Annotated in this window: 19 protein-coding genes, 1 pseudogene and 1 riboswitch; of the genes and pseudogenes, 16 read left to right on the top strand and 4 right to left on the bottom strand. The window is 61.7% G+C overall.

Translation table 11 applies throughout. The features are described from left to right. Positions 1–5: 5 nt before the first annotated feature. Positions 6–239, bottom strand: a pseudogene (locus ACSQ3Z_RS10510) (LEPR-XLL domain-containing protein); the annotation flags it as partial. A gap of 604 nt (positions 240–843) precedes the next feature. Continuing rightward, positions 844–1539 carry an alpha/beta fold hydrolase gene (locus tag ACSQ3Z_RS10505; RefSeq protein WP_436171202.1) on the bottom strand — a complete coding sequence of 232 codons (696 nt, stop codon included), beginning with the start codon at positions 1537–1539 and terminating at the stop codon, positions 844–846. Between the two features lie 187 nt (positions 1540–1726). Here ACSQ3Z_RS10505 and ACSQ3Z_RS10500 point away from each other — a divergent pair, with 187 nt between their 5' ends. From ACSQ3Z_RS10500 to ACSQ3Z_RS10470, 7 genes are all read left to right on the top strand, one after another. Then, positions 1727–3286: a winged helix-turn-helix domain-containing protein gene (locus ACSQ3Z_RS10500; protein WP_436171201.1), complete on the top strand. Its 1560-nt coding sequence runs from the start codon at positions 1727–1729 to the stop codon at positions 3284–3286. A gap of 307 nt (positions 3287–3593) precedes the next feature. Continuing rightward, positions 3594–3708: riboswitch (guanidine-I (ykkC/yxkD leader) on the top strand. A gap of 101 nt (positions 3709–3809) precedes the next feature. Beyond that, positions 3810–4874 (top strand): putative urea ABC transporter substrate-binding protein, encoded by a 1065-nt coding sequence (locus ACSQ3Z_RS10495; protein WP_436171200.1) that lies wholly within the window; start codon positions 3810–3812, stop codon positions 4872–4874. 9 nt (positions 4875–4883) lie between these two features. Then, a complete protein-coding gene (locus tag ACSQ3Z_RS10490; RefSeq protein ID WP_436171199.1) occupies positions 4884–5792 on the top strand; it encodes an ABC transporter permease in 909 nt (302 codons plus the stop codon). After that, the gene (locus ACSQ3Z_RS10485) at positions 5789–6598 is read left to right on the top strand and encodes an ATP-binding cassette domain-containing protein (protein ID WP_436171198.1); all 810 of its coding nucleotides are present in this window, start codon (positions 5789–5791) and stop codon (positions 6596–6598) included. The genes ACSQ3Z_RS10490 and ACSQ3Z_RS10485 overlap by 4 nt, the downstream gene beginning before the upstream one ends. 11 nt (positions 6599–6609) lie before the next feature. After that, positions 6610–7818, top strand: coding sequence for an agmatinase family protein (locus ACSQ3Z_RS10480; protein ID WP_436171197.1), 1209 nt, complete (start codon positions 6610–6612; stop codon positions 7816–7818). Positions 7819–7820: 2 nt separating this feature from the next. Further along, complete coding sequence (locus ACSQ3Z_RS10475; RefSeq protein ID WP_436171196.1) at positions 7821–8363, top strand: hypothetical protein; 543 nt, start codon at positions 7821–7823, stop codon at positions 8361–8363. Positions 8364–8410: 47 nt separating this feature from the next. Then, on the top strand, positions 8411–9004 hold the full coding sequence (locus ACSQ3Z_RS10470) for a HupE/UreJ family protein (RefSeq protein WP_436171195.1): 594 nt from the start codon (positions 8411–8413) through the stop codon (positions 9002–9004). 433 nt (positions 9005–9437) lie between these two features. Here ACSQ3Z_RS10470 and ACSQ3Z_RS10465 read toward each other — a convergent pair whose 3' ends face one another. Then, on the bottom strand, positions 9438–10343 hold the full coding sequence (locus tag ACSQ3Z_RS10465; RefSeq protein WP_436171194.1) for a LysR substrate-binding domain-containing protein: 906 nt from the start codon (positions 10341–10343) through the stop codon (positions 9438–9440). A gap of 252 nt (positions 10344–10595) precedes the next feature. Between ACSQ3Z_RS10465 and ACSQ3Z_RS10460 the strand changes: the two genes are divergently transcribed. The 7 genes from ACSQ3Z_RS10460 to ACSQ3Z_RS10430 all read left to right on the top strand — a co-directional run bounded on the left by ACSQ3Z_RS10460 (position 10596) and on the right by ACSQ3Z_RS10430 (position 16717). Beyond that, positions 10596–11450 carry a transporter substrate-binding domain-containing protein gene (locus tag ACSQ3Z_RS10460; RefSeq protein WP_436171193.1) on the top strand — a complete coding sequence of 285 codons (855 nt, stop codon included), beginning with the start codon at positions 10596–10598 and terminating at the stop codon, positions 11448–11450. A gap of 130 nt (positions 11451–11580) precedes the next feature. After that, a complete protein-coding gene (locus ACSQ3Z_RS10455) occupies positions 11581–11880 on the top strand; it encodes a (2Fe-2S)-binding protein (RefSeq protein ID WP_436171192.1) in 300 nt (99 codons plus the stop codon). Then, entirely contained in the window at positions 11877–13325 is a 1449-nt protein-coding gene (locus tag ACSQ3Z_RS10450) for an NAD(P)/FAD-dependent oxidoreductase (protein ID WP_436171191.1), read from the top strand. Before ACSQ3Z_RS10455 ends, ACSQ3Z_RS10450 begins: the two co-directional genes overlap by 4 nt. 5 nt (positions 13326–13330) lie before the next feature. Beyond that, on the top strand, positions 13331–14512 hold the full coding sequence (locus tag ACSQ3Z_RS10445; RefSeq protein WP_436171190.1) for an NAD(P)/FAD-dependent oxidoreductase: 1182 nt from the start codon (positions 13331–13333) through the stop codon (positions 14510–14512). Further along, positions 14512–15222, top strand: a complete 711-nt coding sequence (locus tag ACSQ3Z_RS10440) for an ABC transporter permease (RefSeq protein WP_436171189.1) — start codon at positions 14512–14514, stop codon at positions 15220–15222. The genes ACSQ3Z_RS10445 and ACSQ3Z_RS10440 overlap by 1 nt, the downstream gene beginning before the upstream one ends. Then, a complete protein-coding gene (locus ACSQ3Z_RS10435; protein WP_436171188.1) occupies positions 15222–15944 on the top strand; it encodes an ABC transporter permease in 723 nt (240 codons plus the stop codon). Before ACSQ3Z_RS10440 ends, ACSQ3Z_RS10435 begins: the two co-directional genes overlap by 1 nt. After that, a complete protein-coding gene (locus ACSQ3Z_RS10430) occupies positions 15941–16717 on the top strand; it encodes an ABC transporter ATP-binding protein (RefSeq protein WP_436171187.1) in 777 nt (258 codons plus the stop codon). Before ACSQ3Z_RS10435 ends, ACSQ3Z_RS10430 begins: the two co-directional genes overlap by 4 nt. Before the next feature lie 11 nt (positions 16718–16728). On the opposite strand, the gene ACSQ3Z_RS10425 is transcribed toward ACSQ3Z_RS10430, so the two are convergent. Beyond that, the gene (locus ACSQ3Z_RS10425) at positions 16729–17169 is read right to left on the bottom strand and encodes an Lrp/AsnC family transcriptional regulator (protein WP_031261243.1); all 441 of its coding nucleotides are present in this window, start codon (positions 17167–17169) and stop codon (positions 16729–16731) included. A gap of 135 nt (positions 17170–17304) precedes the next feature. Here ACSQ3Z_RS10425 and rocF point away from each other — a divergent pair, with 135 nt between their 5' ends. After that, positions 17305–18225: an arginase gene (gene rocF, locus ACSQ3Z_RS10420; RefSeq protein ID WP_436171186.1), complete on the top strand. Its 921-nt coding sequence runs from the start codon at positions 17305–17307 to the stop codon at positions 18223–18225. A 2-nt stretch (positions 18226–18227) separates the two neighbouring features. Then, a complete protein-coding gene (locus ACSQ3Z_RS10415) occupies positions 18228–19283 on the top strand; it encodes an ornithine cyclodeaminase (protein WP_436171185.1) in 1056 nt (351 codons plus the stop codon). Positions 19284–19461 lie beyond the last annotated feature (178 nt).

Below are 19461 nucleotides of genomic sequence, written 5' to 3'. Positions count from 1 at the left end.
TCGACTGCGAAAGGCAAGACGTCGGCCGACAGCAGATAACGCGCCTCAAGCGCCTCAAGCGCCAGGTTCGGCAGATCTGATGTCTTGGTGGGCCGTCGGGCTCGCCCCGGTGAGCGCCTCAGGAGCGAACTCGCCAACCAACGACCAAATACGCCAGGGACTGGCGTCCCTTCTTTGCTGGCTAATATGAATCTCTTCTGGAATGATTCAAAAAATGCTGGTCTCGACAAAATGTTCATTTTGCCCCCCCCGAAATATGACCGCAAAATATATGATCGAAAGCTAACGTACATCCGAAAATTCTTGAACGCAAGGCGACGCATACACCGCGATATGTCTATATTTGTGTAAAATTTGTGACAATATAGAAGATTTATGTATATGTCGATCTCATATATGCTTGTCTATGGATATATGTTTGGTATCGCACGTATTATGCTCAATCAACTAATGTATATCTTGTATCTAACTTTTTTTTGCATAATTTAATCTGCTATTGAAAAAAATGGAACGTGCCTGTTGAAATATAGGCGGGCATGGCCTTGGAATTTCAGTACGCGGTTTCCGTAACGGCAGGCAAGAAATCTGAAGAATGAGCTCGGCCATTCGCTGAAGGCGAGATTGGTGGAGTGATCATCGAGGTGCGCTCCTAAAGCTTCGAGAGCATGTATATCGACCGGCCTGCGCTCGACAGCACCGAGTATTTGTTGTCGTCGAGCGAAACGTGCACCTCTTCGGCACCTAAGCCGGAATGCAGTGGAACCCATCAAAGCGGGCCTGGAAAGCCAAAAGAATCCCGGGCGCCGCCAGGCGCCCGGGCAATCCTTCTCGGGTAATGCGGGTTCAGTTCTTGCCGGCAGCCGCCTGCTTGATGAGGCTGGCGACAGCTGCAGGATCGGAGACGTAGACAGCGTGGCTGCCGGGCACTTCGACGGTCGTCGCCTGAGCGCGGCTTGCCATCTGGCGCTGTGCCGGCGGCGGGATCATCTTGTCGTCGGTGGCGACGAGATACCAACTGGGCTTCACCTTCCAGGCCGGAGCGGTGACCTTGCCTTCGAGCGCCGCCACACCCCACGGAACCTGCGAGTCCGCCATGAAGGAGGCGAGCGAAGGACGGACATCGGCGGCGAACGAGGCGGCGAACTTCTCCTTGTCGAGCATCAGGAAGCCATCGACGGGCGGCAGGATCGGCGGCACCGGCGCTCCGGGTGGCGGGTTGGCGATCAGGCTCGAAACCGACTCGCCGGCATCCGGCGCGAAGGCCGCGATATAGACGACTGCTGCCACCTTCGCATCGGTGCCGGCCTCCGACACCACGACGCCGCCATAGGAATGGCCGACCAGGATGACATTGCCAGGAGCGGCGGCGATGGCGCGCTTGGTGACGGCGACATCGTCGGCGAGCGAGGTCGTCGGGTTCTGGACGATGGTGACGTCATAGCCGTCCTTCTTGAGGATCTGGTAGACCCCGTCCCAGCCGGAGCCATCGACGAAGCCGCCATGCACGAGCACGACCGAGTTTGCTGCAGTGTTGGACATTTGAGTTCTCCTTTTCAGATCGTTGATTGAAGCGTTTGTTGCAGGAGGACTATGCGGCAGGGCTGAGGGGCGCGCTTTGAGGCGGCCTTCAGGACCTCTTGATTTTACCTTGAGATCGCTTTGATTTTGGGTCCACGACGCGGCTACAAGTGTTGGACCCTCTTCGCCGTAATCCGGAGCAAGCAATTTGCCATATCATTTTGAGGATTTTGCCCTGGACGGCGATCGCCGCGAACTGCGTCGCGGCAACGACCTGATCGCCGTCGAGCCGCAGGTGTTCGACCTGCTGCAATATCTCATCCGCCATCGCGAGCGGGTGGTCAGCAAGGACGATCTGATCGATGCGATCTGGCAGGGGCGCATCGTCTCGGACGCCACACTCGCCAGCCGCATCAACGCCGCCCGCAATGCGCTCCACGACAGTGGCGAGGAGCAGCGCCTCATCCGCACCATCCCGCGCAGAGGTCTTCGCTTCGTCGGTACCGTGCGCGAGGAGGCCCAGACGACGGAAACAGGGGCGATCGCCTCGTTGGAGCAACCGAAGCCCGGCCTGGGCATTCCCGCCCGTCCCTCCATCGCCGTGCTACCCTTCGTGAACCTGAGCGGCGATCCCGAGCAGGATTATTTTGCCGACGGCATGGTCGAAGACATCATCACCGGCCTGTCGCGCATAAGGTGGCTGTTCGTCATCGCGCGAAATTCAAGCTTCACCTACAAGGGCCGTGCGGTGGACGTGAAGCAGGTCGGGCACGAACTCGGTGTGCGCTATGTGCTTGAGGGCAGCGTGCGCAAGGTAGGCAGCCGCGTCCGCATCACCAACCAGCTCATCGACGCCGAGGACGGCAGCCATTTGTGGGCCGAACGCTACGACCGCGACCTCACAGACGTGTTCGCGCTACAGGACGAGATCACCATCAGCGTGGTCGCCGCAATAGAGCCCAATTTGCGCAGGGCCGAGATCGAACGCGTCCGGCGTAAGCGCCCCGACAGCCTTGACGCCTATGACCTGCTGCTGCGCGCGCTGCCCGATGTCTACACCTTCATGCCGCAAGGCGCCGCCAAGGGGCTGCCACTGCTCGACCAGGCTTTGGCCATCGAGCCGACTTATGCCCTTGCGCACGGCTTTGCCGCCTGGGCGCACCAAACCCTGTTTGTGCGCGGCGGCATGGGCGCGGAGAACCGCGAGAAGTCGATCCGCCATGCCCATGCGGCGATCGAGCACGGCTCGGGCGATGCGATGGCGCTTGCTCTGGCCGGATTCACCATCGGCCTGGTGGAGCATGACCGCGGGCTGGCCGACGAGGCGTTTGCAGAGGCTTTGACACTCAGCGCGTCCTGCGCCTTCGTCTATGTCTTCGGCTGCGTGCCGGTGGCCTATGGCGGCGACGCGGCGCGGGCGATCGATTGGTGCGAGCAAGCGATGCGGCTGAGCCCGCTCGACGCCATGAGCTGCGTGCCGCAAGGCATCATCGGCTTCGGCAATTTCCTGTCCGGCCGGCACGAGCAGGCCATCACAGCGGGCCGGCGGGCGGTGGAACTGAATCCTGGGTTCAGCATCCTGCACGGATGGTTGGCGGCACCGCTTGCCAGGCTCGGTCGCCTCGACGAGGCAAAAGCGGCGGCCACGCGGCTCTTGTCACTCGACCCGCAGTTCACCATCGGCCGCTGGTCCGCCGCCGTCGGACTTGCGCCTGACATCATCGACGACGTCACCGACGCCATGCGATTGGCAGGCTTGCCGGCTTAGCCGGTAAAGGCGGATGCCCGAACAGCGAACCTCGGTTGCCGGAAAGTGCCCCGATGGCGCAGTTCGATGTCCTTGATCTCCTGGGCCTCAGATCGTCGGGACCCCGCCGATCACACCTCCTTGCCCGATCAGTTGCGCATACATTTTCCCATTGTTCTCCGAATAGAGCGTCGCCAAATACTGCTTAATCCGTCAGCGTTGCGATGATTTTTGCGGCACCAGCATCGCGCGATTGCCTTCATATCCGGGAGAAACCCGCCTCGGGGCGGTATCGCTGGACTGGCACGGCCCTTGCTTCGTTACTGGCGTGCAGAGCGTCTAGGGTTCCGGCCGTGTCGATCACGGCGCTGGTCCAAGAGACGCGACCGCTTGGGTGCATTGAGGCATCCGGCGGAACACGGCGGGCCAAAATCCCGGGAGAACCCTGCACGGGTTTGCTGGCGCGAACCTCTCCCGGATGCGCGCTCCGTGAACCCCCCAACAAACGTCCGGCCGCAATCCGGATCGCAAACAGGGGTACGCAATGCTTCGCAAGCTGGCCGCAGTCATCCTCGCCGCGTCACTCAGCCTTCCCTTCATTCCGGCCGCGCAGGCGGCGCCCAAGAAAGACTTCAAGATCTGCTGGTCGATCTATGTCGGCTGGATGCCGTGGGGCTATCTCTCCGACAGCGGCATCATGAAGAAATGGGCCGATAAATACGGCATCAATGTCGAGATCACCCGCATCAACGACTATGTCGAGAGCATCAACCAGTACACGGCCGGCGGCTTTGACGGCTGCTCGATGACCAACATGGATGCGCTTTCGATCCCGGCCGGCGGCGGTGTCGACACGACCGCCTTGATCGTCGGCGACTTCTCCAACGGCAACGACGCGGTCATCCTCAAGGACAAGTCAGCACTCAAGGACATTGCCGGCCAGAAGGTCAATCTCGTCGAGCTTTCGGTCTCGCACTATCTGCTGGCACGCGCGCTGGACACGGTCGGCCTCGCCGAGAAGGACATCACGGTGGTCAACACCTCCGATGCCGACATGGTCGCCGCCTACGGCACCAGCGACGTCACCTCCGTCGTCACCTGGAATCCGCTGGTCTCGGAAATTGTTGCCATGCCTGGCGCCCACAAGGTGTTCGATTCTATGCAGATCCCCGGCGAGATCATCGACCTGATGGTCGTCAACACCGCAACGCTGAAGGACAATCCGGCCCTGGGCAAGGCGCTTGCCGGTGCATGGTATGACGCCATGGCGCTGATGACATCGGGCACGCCCGAAGGCAAGGCGGCCAAGGAAGAGATGGCCAAGGCATCGGGTACGGATCTTGCCGGCTTCGATGCGCAGCTTGCATCGACGGCGATGTTCTTCGAGCCGGCCAAGGCGGTTGAATTCACCAACGGCGCCGAACTGCCCAAGACCATGGATCTGGTCCGCAACTTCCTGTTCAGCCACGGCATCCTCGGCACCAATGCGCCGAGTGTCGACATGATCGGCATGAGCTTCCCCGACGGCTCCACGCTGGGCGATGCCAACAACGTCAAATTGCGTTTCGATCCGGCCTACATGGCCCTGGCGGCGGCTGGAACGCTCTAGGGGCGCGACATGCTGGCCAGAGGAACCGGCACCATGAATGCTGTGCCCGAGGCGGGGGCCGAAGTCGCGCGCCCGCCCCCGCGCAGGCGGAAAGCGCGGCTTCGCCTGATCAACGCGACGGTCTCGCGAGGCGGAGCCCTTTTCCTTGGTGCCTTGCCGTTTGCCGCCGTGGCGATCGCCTATCTCTTGGCGTCGGCGCAGAGACTGGCCGTCAATCCCAGCGACAAGCTGCTGCCCTCCCCGGCACAGATGTGGTCGGCCTTCTTCGATCTGGCGACGGTGCCGGACAAGCGGTCCGGCGACCTGATCCTGTGGACCGACACTTTTGCCAGCCTGGTCAGGCTGTTCGCCGGCGTCGGCGTGGCCACGCTTGCCGCGCTCTGCCTTGGCGTCGCCATCGGCTTCATCCCACGCGTCAGGGCTTTTCTGCTGCCCTTCGTCACCGTGGTCTGCGTCATCCCGCCACTGGCGCTGCTGCCGATCCTGTTCATCGCACTCGGCCTCGGCGAAACGGCCAAGATTACCTTGATCGCTCTCGGTGTCGCCCCGGTCATGGTGCGCGACATCGCCAACCGGGTGATGGAGCTGCCGCCCGAACTCGTCGCCAAGGCGCAGACGCTCGGCGGCAACAGCTGGACCATGGTGCTCAGGCTGGTGCTGCCGCAGGTCACGCCGCGCCTCATCACCTGCGTGCGGCTGGCGCTTGGACCGGCCTGGCTGTTCCTGATCGCGGCGGAAGCCATCGCCTCGACCGAGGGGCTGGGCTACCGCATCTTCCTCGTCCGCCGCTATCTGTCGATGGACGTCATTCTGCCCTATGTCGCCTGGATCACGCTGCTTGCCGTGACCACTGACTGGCTGCTCGTGCGGCTCTCGCACATCATCTCGCCCTGGGCTCATCCGGTGCAGGGCAGATGAGCCGCATAGTCGTCCACGGACTGGAGAAAAGCTACGGCGACGTCCGCGTGCTGGAGCGGGTCAACGTCACCGCCGAGCCGGGCGAATTCCTGTCGCTGGTCGGCGCCAGCGGCTGCGGAAAATCGACCTTCCTGCGCATCCTGCTCGGCCAGGAAAAGCAGAGCGGCGGCAAGGTCGTTGTCGGCGACCAGCCGATCGTGCCGGAGCCGACGCCGCAGCGCGGCATCGTCTTTCAGCGCTATTCGGTATTTCCGCATCTGACCGCCCTGCAGAACCTGGTGCTGGTCGAGGATTTTCGCTCTGGCGGGCCGTTCGGCCGCGTCTTCGGCGCCAGGCGCAGGAGCGCCAGGCAAGAGGCCGAAACCATGCTGGAACGCGTCGGCCTCGCCCATGCGCGCGACCTCTATCCGGCATCGCTCTCTGGCGGCATGCAGCAGCGGCTGGCGATCGCGCAGACCTTGCTCGGCCGGCCGCAGATCCTGCTTCTCGATGAGCCATTCGGCGCGCTCGATCCCGGCATTCGCGTCGAGATGCATGAGCTGCTCACCGAGCTCTGGAACGAGCACGGCATGACCGTCGTCATGGTCACCCACGATATCGGCGAGGCCTTCAAGCTCGGCACCCGCGTGCTGGTCTTCGACAAGGTCCGCCACGACCCGCAGTTCCCGTCCGCCTATGGCGCGACGATCACCTACGATCTGAAGCTCGACCGCAAGAACCGGGCTTCCGCACGAGACGTGGCCAAAGTGGCCGCGATGGTCGGGACGACCCGACTGGATAGCGCAATGGCGACGACGGCGTCGTGAAGGAGGTTTTCATGCACACAGACAGTCCAGAACGCCGGCATCGCCGCGCCGGGCTCACCGACCACCAGCCCCGCCAGCGCTTCCACCATCCGAACTTCGAGATCCGCGACATGCAGGGCTGGAAATCGATCGAGGCGGAAGGAAAGCTGCCCGAGGATGGCTGGCGCAAGGAACAGAAATGGGCGCTGGATATGGGCCTGCCGGGATCGGATTCGATCATCGACAAGTCGATCCCGACATTCGCGCGCGGCGAGCTGCCGCATTTCGCCGGCATCAACACCTTCCTCAAGGCGCCCTATGTCGAGAACGTCCGCGACGTCGGCAGGTATGACGCGGCCGTCATGGGCATTCCTTTCGACAGCGGCACCACCTACCGGCCGGGAACCCGCTTCGGCCCGCAAGGTATCCGTCGCATCTCGGCGCTCTACACGCCCTACAATTACGAGCTCGGTGTCGACCTGCGCGAGCAGATGACGCTGTGCGACGCCGGCGACGTTTTCACGATTCCGGCCAATCTCGAAAAGAGCTTCGACCAGATCACCAAGGGCGTCAGCCACGTCGCCTCTTCCGGCGCGCTGCCGATCATGCTGGGCGGCGACCATTCGATCGGATTCCCCTGCGTGCGCGGCATCGCCGACGTCACCTCCAAGCGCATCGGCATCATCCATTTCGATCGCCACATCGACATCCAGGAGAAGGATCTCGACGAGCGCATGCACACGACGCCCTGGTATTGGGCGACCAACCTGCCGAACGTGTCGGCCACCAATCTGGTGCAGCTCGGCATCGGCGGCTGGCAGGTGCCCCGCTACGGCGTTGCCGAGGCAAGGAAGCGCGGAACGAACGTGCTGACGATTTCCGACATCGAACAGATGGGGCTGGAGAAGGCGGCGGAGATCGCGCTCGAGCTCGCATGGAAGGACACCGACGCGGTCTACATCTCCTTCGATGTCGACAGCATCGATTGCGGTTTCGTGCCCGGCACGGGCTGGCCGGAGCCTGGCGGCTTCCTGCCGCGCGAAGCGCTGAAGCTGCTCGGGCTTGTCTCGGCGCCCGGCATCTGCGGTCTGGAGGTGGTCGAGGTTTCGCCGCCCTACGACACTTCGGACATCACCGCGCTGTTCGGCGTACGCGTTGTCGTCGAGGCGCTCGGCTCGATGGTCGCCCACGGCAATCTCGGCAAGCACAAATCCATCATCGACAAGCCGACGAGCTTTTGACCATGCACGACGATCATCATCACCACGGCCATGACCATGGCGACAGCCATCACCATCACGGGCCGAATGGTCACCACCACCATCCGCACCCTGTCGGCCACAACGGGCCGGCCGGCAAGCCGTTGCAATGGCAGACGCCGCATCTGCCGCACGACCATGCTCCCGAACCCACCGACCCGAGGACGACAGATCTCGATCTAGTGGAAGTCGCCTTTCTCGAAGGCTTTGCGCGGGCGCCAGATCCCTCCAGTTTCCTGCGACTGGCAGGAATTCCGTTCGTCGGCGAAACCGCCGAAGGCTTGCGGCTGCATCTGCTGCGTGTCGAGACGCAGAACATGGTCGATGTCGGCGCTGTCATGCCGCTGATCGGCGGTGCCGGTGTGACCTATCACCCGCTGCCCGCGAAACTGACATCGCACCGGCGCCGCCTGGCCTTCGTCTATCATGACGGCAAGGGACAAAGGCCCCTCGACTTCGGCGCGGCGCGCCTTTTGGCCGACAGATCCGGGGCCGCGCAAATCGCCATGCCTGGCTCCGGACAATGAGCGCCACCAGTGAACCCATCACACTCCGTTTAAGCAGGTCCAGAACGATGAACAGAACGTTTTCGCTTTTCGGTGGCCTTTCCCTGACAGCTACCGCAGTCCTCGCGCCGTCCTTGGCTTTCGCCCATAGCGGCGGCCTTCATGTCCACGGCTTTCTGAGTGGCGTTGAACACCCGCTCGCCGATATCGACCATCTGCTTGCCATGATGGCCGTCGGCACGATCGCCGCCCGGACAGGCGGCAGAGCCATCGTCGTCGTGCCATCGTGTTTTGTCGCGGCGATGATCGCCGGCGCCCTGCTCGGCATCGCCGGGATCGGCTTGCCGTCGCTGGAGTCCGGCATCGCTTTGTCGCTGGTGGTCTTCGGCGCCATGATGGCGCTCGCCAGACCTTTGCCGCTTGCTGTCGCAGCTTTGCTGACTGCTCTCTTCGGGCTCTTCCACGGCAATGCCCACGGCCTCGAAATTCCCGAGACGGCGAGCGGCATCGCCTACGCGATCGGCTTCGTGGTCGCCACTTCGGCACTGCATGCGACCGGCGCGCTCGCCGCCCTGACGCTTCGGCGCTGGCCGAGAGCCATCCGCACGGCAGGCGTCGGCACGTCGTTGGTCGGCGTGGCATTGGCGGCACAGGTCATCTGAGCGCCAGCCGACGCATCGGAGATGAAACAGGAGGCTAAGGCATGATCAAGCGTCTGACCGTTTGGCAGCGCATTCGAAACATGCTGTACCAGATCCTGAAGATCCGGGCTGAACGGCTCTGATCGCATCCGCTCGAGATCAAACCCGCGACCGGCTTCGTGCCGGCCGCGGATATTCCTATGCGAACGGAAGGCTCGCTTGGCCACAACGCTCGGCGACGCTGTCGTCGCTATGGCAAAGAGCGGCCAGGACGGGACGCGGGAACGACTTTCCCCGTCCGCGGCGGTCCGCATGTTTGCGTCAGGATGGAAGCCGACCGGCCGAGATCGCGCGGTTCCGGTTCTCGATAGTCCGGCCGCCGATCGGCGACAATGCGATAGGATTGGCCATTACCAGAGCCGAGTTGGCCTCGAAGAAATCGATCAAGTCTCAGCTAAAACAGCCTCACATTACCGCTGCGGTTATCCTCCAGTGCTGTGCGGAATTCCCGCTCGAATACCTGCTGCAGCATCGACGACACCTGGGTGCGGTTGCGTGTCATGTAGATATGGCAGGGAAGGCGGGGAGCGAAAGGTCGGATGGTGAGTTGGCCTTCCCACCGGGCTGCAGAAAAGGGATCGACGATTGAAACTCCCAGGCCTTGTGCGACGAGCGCGCAGGCTGTGTCGGCGAAGGGGGTTTCAAAACGGCAGTCAATGGAAACGCCCGCGTCGACGAGCGCGCGGTCAACATCTTGCCTGGTACGATCGTCTCGTCCCAAGGCGATGAATGCCTGCTCTGCAAATTGAAGCGGGCCTATGACGTCTTCGGTGGCAAAGGCATGGCCGAGAGGCGCCACGCAGACACACTCGGCTTCGAAGATCAGATCGCAGGTGATCGCAGTGTCAACCACCGGCGCCTGGATAAGGCCAACGTCGATCTGCCGACCAGCGGTCAATTCGGCGATCCTCGGTGAGGCACTGGGAAAAATGCTCATCCGAACCTTCGGATGGCGTCCGGCAAAATCCTTGAGAAAACGCGGCAGGACGATGCTTGCAAGTGCTGGATAAACGCCGATGTTAAGGCGGCCAGCCTCAAGTTGGGTGATGTCGTCTGCCAGGCGGCGAATCCGGGTCATGCCCTTGACGATCTGGCCGACCTCCTCGTTGAGCAGCATCGCTTCCGCAGTTGGAACCAGGCGACCTGCACGTCGTATGAACAGCTCGATCTTCAAAGCGTGTTCAAGGTTGGAGATGTGTGTGCTGACCGATGGTTGGGCTATATGCAAAAGCTCGCTTGCACCGGTAACGGTTCCCGCCTCCATGACAGCGCGAAACGCCTCAAGCTGCTTGTAGTTCATAGATCACGGGCTCCTCGAACCTCACAACGTCGCATCCATAGGAAAATCCTATGCGCGGCGCAACTTTTCGTATTGGAATGAGACGGCGATTTGTAATTAACTCCGGCAGGGTTTGCACAAAGCAGACTAAATCGAACAGTTTCACCAGCTTGAAGCAGGCGAGGGCCAATTGTCGGCCGCGCTGACCCTATTCAATTTTCCGATTGATTGTGGACGTGTCGGTAGCTGTTCGGCAACAAGAAAGGGGTTCACATGATCAAGAATATTCTGTTGTCGGCCGTCCTGTCTCTTGCTGTCATGCCGTCGGCCAGCTCAGCCTGGGCTGAGGACGTCACGCACATCCGTATTGCCACCGAGGGCGCGTATGCGCCTTGGAACTATACTCTCCCCGACGGAAGCCTGGCCGGCTACGAGATCGATCTGGCCAAGGAATTGTGTCGTCGCATGAAGGCCGAATGCGAGATCGTGGCGCAGGATTGGGATGGAATGCTGCCGGCGCTGAACGCAGGAAAGTTTGACGCCATCATTGCGTCCATGGGGGTGACGCCGGACCGCCAGAAAGTCGCTGCTTTCTCTGACCCATATTCCAGGGCACCGAACGCGTTCATGGCTATGAAGGAGACCGGCCTCGACAAGGTTGTTCCGGCGCGAGAAGATTTCAACCTGCGCACCAATCCCGATGCCTCTACGAAGGCAGTCGAAGCCCTCGCGGCCTCGCTCAAAGGAAAGACTCTCGGCGTTCAGGGATCGACAACGGCAGGGCTCTTCGCCGATGCCTACCTGAACGATGCGGTGACCATCCGTTCCTACAAGACGATCGATGAGATGAACCTCGACCTGGTGGCAGGCAGGGTTGATCTCGTCATGGCAAACGTCACGGTCCTCAACGCGGCTCTGACCAAGCCCGACCTGAGTGGTGCCGCACTGGTCGGGCCAACGTTCGTCGAAGGCGTGCTCGGCAGCGGCACGACGAATGTCGCACTTCGCAAAAGCGACACTGCGCTCAAGGAGAAATTCAACGCGGCGATTCATGCGGTGGATTCCGACGGGTTCAACAAGGCGCTGACGGAAAAATGGTTCGGTGCCGATATCTCGGTCAAGGACTGACAAGACACGGTGCGAGCGACCCAGCGTCGCTCGCACCGCGCGGCACAACAAGGGCTCTGCGCCGGCTTGGCGAGGCTTTGTCTCATTCGCAGGCCCCGGCTCCAGCGACAACCACACTCTGGAATACGCGATGAAATTTCGACGCCTCAATGAAGCGCCGTCGACGGCGACGATCGTCTTCGATGGTCAGGCGATTTCATGCCAGGCCGGAGAAAGCGTTGCCGCGGCGTTGCTTGCTGCTGGTGTCGATCACTTCCGCACGACACCCGTTTCGGGAGCCCCGCGCCTGCCCTTCTGCATGATTGGAAACTGCTTCGACTGCCTGGTGGAAATCGACGGAAGGTCGGACCGTCAAGCGTGCCTGTCGATTGTTGCCGACGGAATGATCGTTCGGAGTCAGTCCGGGACAGGCAGATTGGCGGACAAATGACAACGCCAAGAACATGCCAGTTCGCCGTCATTGGCGGCGGTCCGGCGGGCCTGGCAGCCGCCACACTTGCCGCGCGGCTTGGTGTCGATACCGTGCTTCTTGACGAGCAACCCACTCCAGGTGGCCAGGCCTATCGCAACATCGAAGCCGTCAGCCGCTCTTCCGGCCGCTTGTTGAAAAATCTGGGAAAGCATTATGGACACGGAAACGCGCTTGTAGAGGCCTTCCGCCAAAGTGGAGTTCGTTACGAGCCTTCGAGCTCGGTCTGGCAGGTCACGCCCAATGGCAAGATCGGTGTCTCGCAATCCGGACAGGCCTACCTTCTCAAAGCCGATCGCGTGCTGATTGCAACCGGAGCTGTCGAGCGGCCGGTGGCGGTGCCGGGATGGACACTTCCGGGGGTCATGACGGCAGGTGCGGTCCAGACATTGATGAAAGCCGCTGGCATCGTGCCCGATGAAGACACGGTTCTCGCCGGCTCTGGACCGCTTATCTACCTTGTCGCGTTGCAATTGCTTTCTGCCGGCGCGCCTTTGCGTGTGATCCTTCAGACGCAGAAACCTACGTCGTGGTTTTCGACAATCCGTCTTCTCTCGCGGGTGCGTGCTGGCGCCGGCGATCTGCTTGATGGACTGAAGTGGATCCGTGCGATCAGATCATCCGGCGTTCCGATATACCATGCGAGTGACATCCGAGCGGAAGGCCGGGACAGACTGGAAGCTGTCACGTTTCAAAGCCGAGGGCGGCGCCATCGAATGGACGCCTCCGCCCTTCTTCTGCACGAAGGCGTGATCCCGAACATCCAGTTGACCGCGAGCCTGCGCTGCGCACATCGGTGGGACGAGGCGCAAGTGGCCTGGGCACCGGTTCTCGATCAATGGGGAACCACCAGCCATGAGGGTATCGCGATAGCCGGCGATGGAGCGGGCACCCGAGGTGCAAAGGCCGCGCCGCATTCCGGTCGACTTGCAGCGCTGGAGACGGCGTTTCGACTCGGGCGGCTGTCGATGAAGGAAAGAGACCTGATGGCAGCCGGAGACATGCAGGCGCTCGCCCGTCAGGTCGGCCTGCGAACCCTTCTCGACCACCTCTATTCCCCTTCCGAAGCGATCAGGACCCCGGCTGACGCAGACATCGTCTGTCGCTGCGAGGAGGTCTCGGCCGGGGAGATCAGACAACTGGTCGACGGCCAGAGGTTTGTAGAACTGGATCAGCTCAAATCTCAAAGCCGATGCGGAATGGGGCAATGCCAGGGCCGCATGTGTGGCCAAACCATCGCGCTTATCTTGGCGGAATACAGCGGCGTCCCCATGAAGGATGTCGGCTATTTCCGGCTCCGCATCCCGGTGAAGCCATTGCCGCTCGATCAACTGGCTCATCTGCAGAATGCCGAATACGACCCCGAGCAGTCCGCCAGTTCTGGCGATCCCAGCCAGAGGGTCTAGAGACCATGGAAACGGACGTCATCATCATCGGCGGGGGCCTGCACGGTTGTTCTACCGCGCTTCATCTGGCGCAGCGGGGTTTCAAGCCGATCGTGCTGGAAAAGAACGTCGTGGGCCGCCATGCGTCGGGCGTGAATGCCGGTGGTGTCAGGCAATTGATGCGGGATGTCGCTGAAATCCCGCTGTCGATTGCAGCGATGGATATTTGGGAAAACCTGGACACGCTGCTCGGACCGCAATTGGCTGAAACCTGCGAATATTTCAGCCGCGTCGGACAGGTGGGGGTGGCAGCAAGCGCCTCAGAGTTCGCCTGGTGCGAGCAGCGGACCGCCGAGATGAAAAAGCTGGGCTACGATTTCGAGGAAATGCTCGATCGCAAAGACGTCAGGCAACTTGTCCCGACGCTATCGGACATCTGCACTGGCGGCATCGTTTCCCGACGCGACGGCCACGTAAATCCGTTTCGCACGACACAAGCTTTCCGTGCGAGAGCAGAGCAACTTGGCGCCCGTTTCTACGAGCAGACCTGCGTCACTGGGGTAGCCGAAGCTGGTTCGACATGGCAGCTCGATACAACACGGGGCCAGATGCGTGCGGACGTTGTCGTCAATTGCGGTGGCGCTTGGGCGTGGCAGATCGCTGAGAAGATCGGCGAACAATTGCCAAGCACGCATCTCGCACTGACCCTTATGGTCACCTCGCGCATACAGCGCTTTCTCGATCCAGTCGTCATCGGCATCGACCGCAAGCTGTCCCTGAAGCAGACGGAAGTCGGCACGGTGGTGATAGGCGGCGGAGTCCTTGGCGAGCCGAATCTCGATGCCGGGACGACGCTCACCGTGGCTGACCGCATGGTTGAAAGCGCGCAAACGGTTTGGGATTTTTTCCCGGTTCTGCGTCAGGCGACCATCGTTCGAACCTGGGCGGGACTGGAGGCGGTTACGCCCGACATCCTTCCGATCATTGGTCCAAGCTCGGTCGCCAAAAACTTCTGGCATGTATTCGGCTTTTCCGGCCATGGATTTCAGCTTGGGCCGATCGTTGGCTCGGTCGTCTCGGATATGATCGCCAACGGCAAAAGCGCGCTTTCAATTGCAGCTTTCAGCCCCGACCGATTTTCGAACCGTGCAATCGCCTGTCGGCCAATTCATGCCGCGCAGCACGAGCAGCAGGGAGCCACAAGGTGATGGGCTCCGGCTTCGTACTTGGGTTCGGCGAGAATGGCTGGGGGCCCTCGCTGCTTCACGCGAGCGCAATGACCCTTGCCGTGGCCCTGACCGGGTTCGGGATAGGACTGCTGATCGGTACGATTGGCGCCTGGGCAAAACTCAAGGGCGGATATTTTCGCAGGAGCCTTGCCGACGCCTATACGACGATCCTTCGCGGCATACCCGATCTGCTGGTGATCTATCTCTTCTATTTCGGGTCAAGCGCGGTGCTTACGCCGCTGGGCGCCTTCTTCGGAGCGTCGGGCTTCATAAGCATACCCGGCTTCCTGGCTGGTTCGCTTGCCATCGGCCTGGTATCGGGCGCCTATCAGACGGAAGTCATGCGCGGGGCGTATCGGGCGGTCTCTTCAGGCGAGATCGAGGCGGCGATTGCAAGTGGCATGTCGCAACTGACACTGTTTCGCAGGATCGTGGCTCCGCTGGTGCTCAGGCACGCCCTGCCGGGTCTCGGCAATGTCTGGCAGCTGGTGCTGAAGGAGTCCGCGCTCGTCTCTGTCACGGGTCTCGCAGAAATTCTACGGACGGCGCAAATCGGGGCCGGTTCGACTGGCCAGCCGTTTACGTTCTTCCTTGCCGCCGCTGTCTTGTACCTGGTGATTTCGTCGATCTCGGGATGGCTGCTTCAGCGCACCGAATGGCGCCTAACGCGTGCATCGAGGCCGGTCTGATGGATTTTGCCTTCATGTACAGCACGCTGCTGACACTTTTGACCGGCGTCCCACTGACGCTGCAACTGGCCGTATCGTCGGTGGCACTCGGAACTGTCCTCGCCATCCTGCTGGCTCTGGCGCGTTTGTCCGGGCTGCCCTTGCTGGCCTGGCCAGCCCGGTTTTACGTCTTCGTGTTCCGTTCCACCCCGCTCCTGGTGCAGATTTTTCTGATCTACCATGGTCTCGGCCAGTTTCCGGCGATCAGGACGAGCATTCTGTGGCCGATCCTGCGCGAACCATACTGGTGCGCCCTCATTGCCCTGACCCTGAACACGGCCGCCTATTCGAGCGAGGTTATTCGCGGGGCTCTGCTGTCGGTGCCGTCAGGACAGATTGAAGCGGCAAGAGCCTGCGGCATGGGCACGACCGTGCTGTACCGGCGGATCGTCTTTCCTCTGGCCCTGCGTCAGGCACTGCCGGCGTACGGCAATGAGTTCATTCTCATGGTCAAGGCGACGTCGCTGGCATCTATCATCACATTGATGGAGGTGACGGGCCTTGCCGCCAAACTTATCTCCCAGTCTTTCCGCGCCATCGAAATTCTTGTTGTCGCGGGGGCCATCTACCTCCTGATCAACTTCCTCGTCACGCGGCTCCTCCAGTGGGCCGATTATGGTCTGACTGGCCATTTGAGACTGCCGCCGCTGTCCGCCGACGCCCAACAAAGAGGTGCACGATGACAACCCCGCATCAACCGGCCGTGAGCGTGGCTGGGCTTCGCAAACGTTTCGGTAATCTGGAGGTTCTGAAGGGCATCTCGCTGGACGCCAAAGAGGGTGACGTGGTCTCGATCCTTGGTTCTTCCGGATCGGGAAAGTCCACAATGTTGCGCTGCATCAACATGCTGGAAATCCCGGATGAAGGGCGGATAGAGGTCGGGGGCGAACCTATCCTGCTTCACAAAAAGAGCGGGAAGACGCGGCCGGCCGATATGCGGCAGCTCCGAGGGATCCGCGCACGCGTCGGCATGGTGTTTCAGTCCTTCAATCTTTGGTCTCACATGACGATCCTCGAGAACCTGATCGAAGCGCCTGTCCACGTCCAGAAACGTCCTCGCGCGGAATGCGTGGAAGAGGCGGAGGCGATGCTGGCCAAGGTGGGTATTGCCGACAAGCGCAATCACTATCCGGCGCATTTGTCCGGCGGCCAGCAGCAACGTGCGGCAATCGCACGCGCGCTTACCCAACGGCCAAAAGTCATGCTGTTCGATGAGCCGACCTCGGCACTCGATCCCGAACTTGTCGGTGAAGTCCTGCGCGTCATGCGCGCGCTTGCCGAGGAAGGCAGGACGATGCTGGTGGTAACCCACGAGATGGGTTTCGCCAGGGATGTCTCCAGCAAGGTCGTATTCCTGCACAAGGGGCTGGTCGAGGATGAAGGACCGCCAGACGAACTCTTTACCGCCAGCCGATCGGACCGCTTCCGTCAGTTTCTGGCCGGCAGCAGCGGCTAGGCTAGCTAGACTTAGGTCAGTCGTGCTCGGGTCGTGCGCGGCGTGGCCAGGAGCAGGCTCGTTTCGCTGCCCGTTATGCCGGCTATGAGTCGGATGCGGCGCAGCACAGCATCGAAGTCAGTCAGTGAGGCAGTGCCGAGTTCGACCACCAGATCCCAGCGTCCATTGGTCGTATGGATGGTCGAGACTTCCGGGAAGCCGCCCAGTGCCCGAACCACGCGGTCGGCGGCATGGCCCTCAATCTCAATTAGCATGATACCGCGGATGCGCTGATCGACGGCGTCGGCGCGCAGCACCACCGTGTAGCCGATGATGTCGCCGGACCGTTCCAGCCGCTCCATACGTGCTCGGACCGTGGCGCGCGAGACGCCGAGATCGACGGCGAGGTCCGACACGCTGCGACGCGCATCATGCCGCAGCAAGGTCACGAGCCGTTCGTCCAGTGCATCCATCGAGGGTTACCATTTTGATTAATTTAGCTGCCATTACGATAAGCCATGCTTTCCGGATTGCCAATTTTACCTGTTCATATCGCCGGCTCGCCATGGTCCCCTACCCGCAATTCAAACTTGGGGCATCAGGAAACAATGCGTTGCAAGATCGTAGGGGCGCCGGTGCAAGACGGTGCCGGTCGAATGGGATGTGAAATGGGCCCGAGTGCGCTGAGGACCGCTGGGCTTGTTGAGGTGCTGTCCGGCCTCGGCCACGCTGTTGAGGACCTGGGCGCCGTCCAGGCAATTCCAGCGAGGCGCGTCGTGCATGGCAACCTGGCGCTGAAGGCACTGCCTGAGGTGTCGGCCTGGACATCCGCCATTGCCGCGGCCGCCTACGCGGCGAGCGAGGACGCTATGCCGATCTTTCTCGGCGGCGACCATTCGATATCGGCCGGGACCGTGTCCGGTATCGCCCGCCGCGCCGCGGAAACCAAACGTCCGCTGTTCGTGTTGTGGCTCGACGCGCATCCGGACTTCCACACGCTCGACACCACCGCCAGCGGCAATCTGCACGGCGTTCCGCTCGCTTACGCCAGCGGCCAGCCGGGTTTTGGCGGCTATTTCCCGGATCTGCCGGCAGCGGTCGATCCCAAGCGTATCTGCACCATGGGGCTGCGCAGTGTGGACCCGGCGGAGCGCAGCGCGCTCAACCAGGCAGGCGTGACCGTGCACGACATGCGCGCCATCGATGAGCATGGCATAGCGCCGCTGCTGCGCGCCTTCCTGGCGCGTGTGTCGGCGGAAGACGGGCTGCTTCATATCAGTCTCGACGTCGACTTCCTTGACCCTTCCATTGCGCCGGCAGTCGGCACCACGGTTCCCGGTGGTGCGACGTTCCGCGAGGCGCATCTGGTGATGGAGATGCTGTCCGACAGCGGCCTCGTCTCCAGCCTCGACCTGGTCGAGTTGAACCCCTTCCTGGACGAGCGTGGCCGAACCGCGACGCTGATGGTCGACCTGACGGCGAGCCTGATGGGCCGCCGCATCATGGACCGGCCCACAAGGAGCTTTTGATCATGACCGCCGCAAAGCTGAACATCGTCCCCTTCGTCAGCGTCGATCGCATGATGAAGCTGGTGAATGTCATCGGTGTCGAGCGCTTCCTGACCGAGCTCGCCGGCTACATCGAGGATGACTTCCGTCGCTGGGACCTGTTCGACAAGACGCCGCGCATCGCCTCGCATAGCCATGACGGTGTCATCGAGCTGATGCCGACAAGCGACGGGCGCCTCTATGGCTTCAAATATGTCAACGGCCACCCAAAGAACATGCGCCAGGGTTTGCAGACGGTAACGGCCTTCGGCGTGCTCGCCGATGTAGGCAGCGGCTACCCGATGCTGCTCACGGAGATGACCATCCTGACGGCGCTGCGCACCGCCGCCACATCCGCTGTTGCGGCCAAATATCTTGCGCCGAGCGGCGCGCGCACCATGGCCATCATCGGCAATGGTGCCCAATCGGAATTCCAGGCGATCGCTTTCAAGGCGCTGACCGGCGTCGATCGGCTCAGGCTCTACGACATCGACCGGTCAGCCTCACGGAAATGCGCGAAGAACCTGGCCGGCATGGGGTTCGACATCACCATCTGCGAAACCGGGCAGGAAGCGGTTGAAGGTGCCGGGATCATCACGACCGTCACCGCCGACAAGCAGTGCGCCACCATTCTCACCGACAACATGGTCGGCTCCGGCGTCCACATCAACGCCGTCGGCGGCGATTGCCCCGGCAAGACCGAACTGCACAAGGACATCCTGCTGCGCTCCGACATTTTTGTCGAGTTTCCGCCACAGACACGCATTGAAGGCGAGATCCAGCAGCTGGACCCCAACCATCCAGTGACCGAGCTCTGGCAAGTGATCGCCGCCAAGACCCAAGGCCGCCGGGACGCCAAGCAGATCACGCTGTTCGATTCAGTCGGCTTCGCGATCGAGGATTTTTCGGCGCTACGATATGTGCGCGACCAGCTGCAAGCCACCGGCCTGTATGAGGAACTCGACTTACTCGCCGATCCCGACGAGCCACGCGACCTGTTCGGCATGCTGCTGAGGGCGGCCATGCAGCCGGCAGCTTGAAGAAGCGCGCCCTAAAAGCAGCTTCTCGTGGGCAAATCTACTGTCCTGGCCCAGTCGCTTTGCACCCTCAGCCACGCCTTCCCATCAATCAAGGGCACAGGCGCTATCGTAAGCCAAATGTCCGGATCGCGCCAGGAGCGGCTGTTTCGGACGCGGTCCCTTGAATGACCGTAGTGGG

The organism is Mesorhizobium sp. LjNodule214 (assembly GCF_964252735.1).
Classification (GTDB): Bacteria; Pseudomonadota; Alphaproteobacteria; order Rhizobiales; family Rhizobiaceae; genus Mesorhizobium.
Note: the sequence above shows the minus strand (reverse complement) of the source record. Positions and strands in the feature narration are given on the sequence as shown.